Raw genomic sequence first — 4,386 nt, 5'->3', positions numbered from 1 at the left:
GACGTCCTCGCCGCCGAACGCAAGGAACGCGCCCGCATCCGAAGCGAGAAGGGCATCCGATGGGGCGGACGCCCCCTCACCAGCGTGGCCTGACCAACCCGGCGAACCAACGCGGTCACAGCACTAGAAGAGGGAGGGCACGGCATGACCACTGCGGCACTGGACATCGTGGAAGCCGACGACGAGCAGTGGCGGACGTACGACACGCTGGCCCGGCGCGCGTACGGCCACCCGGTGGAGGACATCCTGCGTCTCGGCGCGCACGCCGACCGCCGTGTCGCGGTCCGCAACGGGAAGGTCGTCGCCGGAGGCCTGGGACTGCTGATCCCGCAGTATTTCGGCGGCCGGCCGGTGCCCGGGGCCAGCATGGCCTGCGGATGCGTGGCCCCGGAGGAACGCGGTGGCCAGCTCGCGGGCGCACTGGTCACCGAGCGGCTGCGGCCCCTGCAGGAGCAGGGCGCGGTGGTGGCCACCCTGTGGACCGCCTCCACCGGATACGTCCGCCGCCTGGGGTGGGAGGCGCCGGCCCAGGTGTACTCGTGGACCGTCCCCACCGACGAACTGCGGCGCAGCTTCCGCGAATCCGGTTTCGAGATCACCCACGGAACAGACGAACAGGTCCGCCTGCTGTGCAACGAGCTGGCCGCGCGGTGGAACGGACCGTGGGAGCGTCCGCGCTGGTGGGAGGCCTGGCAGCAGCGACAGCACCACGACCTCGCCACCTACCGGTTCAACCGGCCCGGCCAGGCGCCGACCGGGGTGCTGTCCGTGGGCAGCGAGCGACACCCCTCCGAGGGTCGGCGCCTGGTGGTCTACGACTTCTGGGCGGGCGACCAGGCGGCGGCCGCCGCCATGTTCGCCTTCCTCGGCCGGCACAACAGCCGTATCCCCAGCGTCTTCTTCCAGCGGACAGGACTGCCGCCCATACCCGTGCTGCTGCACCACCTGCACCGCTCCAGCTCTCTCGCGGCACATGCCTGGCATCCATGGATGGTGCGCGTCCTGGATCCGGTGCAGGCCGTGCAACTGCGTGGCTGGCCTGACGAGCTGGACCTCGCCCTGCCGATCGAGGTCGTCACCGAGGACGGCAACGCCACACAACGGTTCGTCCTGCGGATCACCGGCGGCGAGGGGCAACTGGAACCCACCACTCGGACAGGACGACTCACCCTGACCAGGGGACAGCTCGCAGTCTGGTACGCCGGGGGATACCGCAGCGTGGCTGCCGCGGAGATCGCCGGAGTGCGCGGAGACCCGCGAGCGCTCGCCCAACTACTGACGGCAACCGCAGAGCGCGAACCGTGGCTGGCGGACTACTTCTGACCCCGCCCGCGCCACCACCCCGCCCTTGCGGCGGATCAGACGGACGCGGACTCCATGCCCGCCTGATCCCCAAGACGAGTGAACACGACAATCGAGAGGAGAACACCATTGCCCAGAACACGGTCCCCGGCACTGGCGACCCAGCCGGCACCGAGCCGGGTTCCCGAGGTCTCCGTTCTTCGGGCGCCGCCTCGCCGGACACGCCCGCCCCTCGCGGGTGGGTACAGTCAAGGCGTCGCCGCGGCCACCACGCAGCTCACCCAGCCCTTGCGGGCTGCCGCTGCTCCCACGCGATCCGGAGAAGAACCCTTCATGACCCAGAACACTCCTATCCCCTCTGACCTGCGGCGATGGGTATCCAGTCACCTGCCCGGCGCGGCACAGGTCACGGACGTGTCCTGGCCCCGGGGCAGCTCCAGGGTCTGGCGGGTGGCAGTGGGCGCGGACGCCGTCTTCGTGAAGGTGAGCCCGAGCACGAGGGACTACGAGCGGGAGGTCCGCGGCTACGCGTACGCGGCGCGTGCACTCGGCGCCCACGAGGCACCCCGTCTCCTGGCCTCGGACCCCGATCTCCACGTGCTCATGACGTCGCGGCAGCCGGGCAACGTCGTACGGGGTCTGCCCCTGGACGTGGGGGAGGAGCGGCACGTGTATGAACTCGCCGGGCACCTCCTCCGACGCTGGCACGATCACTCCCACCCCGCCTCGGACCAGGTCCGCGAGGACATCAGGACGTCCATGGCAAACCAGGCCGAGGAGGCCGCCGCCTGTCTGGAGAGCACCGCCGGACACCTCGATAATGACCAGCGTGATCTGGTGCGGGCTGTGTCCCGGGAGCTGCCGGAGCTGGCCGCGGGGATCTCCGCGGTGTACCGGCATGGTGACTACGCCACCCGCAACTGGATGTGGCACCCGGAACACGGCCACGGAGTGATCGACTTCGAGATGTTCGCCCCGGGCATCGCGGTCGAGGAGTTCGTGTGGCTGTGCGGCGCGGTCTGGGCCGTGCGCCCCGACCTCAAGGCCGCCTACTTCTCCGGCTACGGCCGCCCGCTGTCCGACCGCGAGGAGCGAGTCCTGCGCCTGCTGACTGTGAGGCTCGGCGTTTCCTACCTGGACTCCGGCCTCACCAAGCAGCAGCCGGAACTCGTCGAGCGCGGCCACCTCATCCTCACGCGCATGACGCGCGAGTACCGGTAGCCGTCCCAGGCGGACATGCCGTAACCGGGCTACAGCCGCAGGGCGGCGGCGTGGCCCAACCCCCTTGATCTACGCGTCGGCGTCATCCGTGTGACGCGTTCCGTCGGCGTACCCGCTGGCCCCTCGCGCATCACCCTTCTCCACGACAGGAGAGCAGCATGCCCCTGCACCGCGGCATCATCCACACCCCCACCCCGCACCCGCGCGCAGGGCGGCCGAACCCAACCTGCGCAGCCCTCACAGACAGTCCGGCTCCCTTCATTCGCCAGCGCCCGCCGGGAGAGCGCCGGTGAGAGTGACCATCGGATCCCTGCGTGACCTCATGGGCGAGGCATGCCGGGCAGCATCCGTTCCCCACGACAAGTCCGCGTACGTCGTCGAGCACTACCTGGCAGGTGAGCTGCAGGGCAGGCGAGCGCACGGCGTCGCGAAATTCTGCTTCGAAGCCCAATTCTTCCCACAGCGCGAAGGCTCCCCGCAGATCGTGCGGGAGCACGGGGCACTGGCGGTCATCGACGCCCACCGGGAGATCGGACCGCTCAGCGCGGCCTACGCCGTCGAGGTCGCGGTGGGCAAAGCCGCAGACTTCGGCGCCGGAATCGTCGGAATGATCAACACGCAGCGGTACGGCATCCTCTCGCAGTGGAGCGAGCAGATCGCCGACCACGGCTACCTCGGCATCGTAATGAACACCTCCCGGGCCGAGGCGACGATCCACGGCGGCCGGAGCCCCGTTCTCGGGGTGAACCCGCTCTCCTTCGCCATCCCCACGCTCAACGAGCCCCTCGTCGCGGACATGTCCACCACCCTGGCGCCCATGGGCATCCTGTGGGAGGCCCGGCGTACCGGCCGCCCGCTCCCGCACGGCTGCTTCGTGGACGAGTGCGGGAACCCGACCGACGATCCCGACGCCGCAACCTCGGCGGTGGTGTTCGGCGAGCACCGCGGCTTCGCCCTCTCCCTGCTCGTGCAAATCCTCACCGGATCGCTCTTCGCCTTCCCCATGAGCGCGGATGTGGACTCCACCTGGAGCACCGGCTACACGTTCCTCGCCCTGGACCCGTCCTTCGGCGGGCAAGTCGCGGGATTCCCCGAAAGGAACACCAAGCTCATCGACGCCATGAGCAGCGCCGTGACACGGGAGGGCACGCCCTTGCGCCTGCCCGGCCAGGTGAGCAGACAGCGGGCGGACCACACCCTCGCCACCGGCACCGTCGAACTGGACGACGCCGTCTACCGCCGGCTGCAAGCACGCGCTGCCGGCGACTTCGCCTCCGACTGACTGCCCCGCACCACCTCCTGGACGGAGTACGGCATGCAGATCCACTGGTTCCTTCCCACCGCCGCCGACGGCCGGTCCCTGACCGTGGGCACCCGCGGAACGCACGGCCCGGAAAGCGAAGCCGCCGCATCCCTCGCCCCCACCGCAGACCGGTTCCGGGCGCCGACCATCCGCTACATGACGCAGGTCGCCAGGGCCGCCGAAGAGGCCGGTTTCGACGCCGTGCTCACCCCGACCGGCACCTGGTGCGAGGACGCCTGGCTGACCTGCGCCGCGCTCGCGCAGGAGACCGAGCGGCTGAAGTTCCTGGTCGCCTTCCGGCCGGGCTTCATCTCGCCGACCCTCGCCGCGCAGCAGGCCAGCACCTTCCAGCGGCTATCCGGCGGCCGGCTGCTCCTCAACGTGGTCACCGGCGGCGAACGCGACGAGCAGGCCCGCTTCGGCGACCACCTGGCCAAGGCCGAACGCTACGCCCGCACCAACGAGTTCCTCACCGTGCTGCGCGGCGCCTTAAGCGGCGAGCCCTACGACTTCCACGGCGCGCACTACGACGTCCGCGGCGCGACCGTGCTCGCCCCGCC

Annotated in this window: 4 protein-coding genes; all 4 read left to right on the top strand. The window is 70.4% G+C overall.

The window, feature by feature from the left end; all coding sequences use genetic code 11:
- Positions 1 to 144 precede the first annotated feature (144 nt).
- Positions 145 to 1,323, top strand: a complete 1,179-nt coding sequence (locus tag GRC12_RS42220) for a GNAT family N-acetyltransferase (RefSeq protein ID WP_208785746.1) — start codon at positions 145 to 147, stop codon at positions 1,321 to 1,323.
- A gap of 429 nt (positions 1,324 to 1,752) precedes the next feature.
- Positions 1,753 to 2,523: an aminoglycoside phosphotransferase family protein gene (locus GRC12_RS42215; RefSeq protein ID WP_308286756.1), complete on the top strand. Its 771-nt coding sequence runs from the start codon at positions 1,753 to 1,755 to the stop codon at positions 2,521 to 2,523.
- 295 nt (positions 2,524 to 2,818) lie between these two features.
- On the top strand, positions 2,819 to 3,805 hold the full coding sequence (locus GRC12_RS42210) for an Ldh family oxidoreductase (protein WP_308286755.1): 987 nt from the start codon (positions 2,819 to 2,821) through the stop codon (positions 3,803 to 3,805).
- 33 nt (positions 3,806 to 3,838) lie between these two features.
- On the top strand, positions 3,839 to 4,386 hold a 548-nt coding region (locus tag GRC12_RS42205; RefSeq protein WP_208785744.1), incomplete at its 3' end, for an LLM class flavin-dependent oxidoreductase.

The sequence above is a fragment of the Streptomyces griseorubiginosus genome, from assembly GCF_017614965.1.
GTDB lineage: Bacteria > Actinomycetota > Actinomycetes > Streptomycetales > Streptomycetaceae > Streptomyces > Streptomyces griseorubiginosus_B.
The sequence above is the reverse complement of the archived record's forward strand: the minus strand, read 5'-3'. Positions and strand labels throughout refer to the sequence as shown.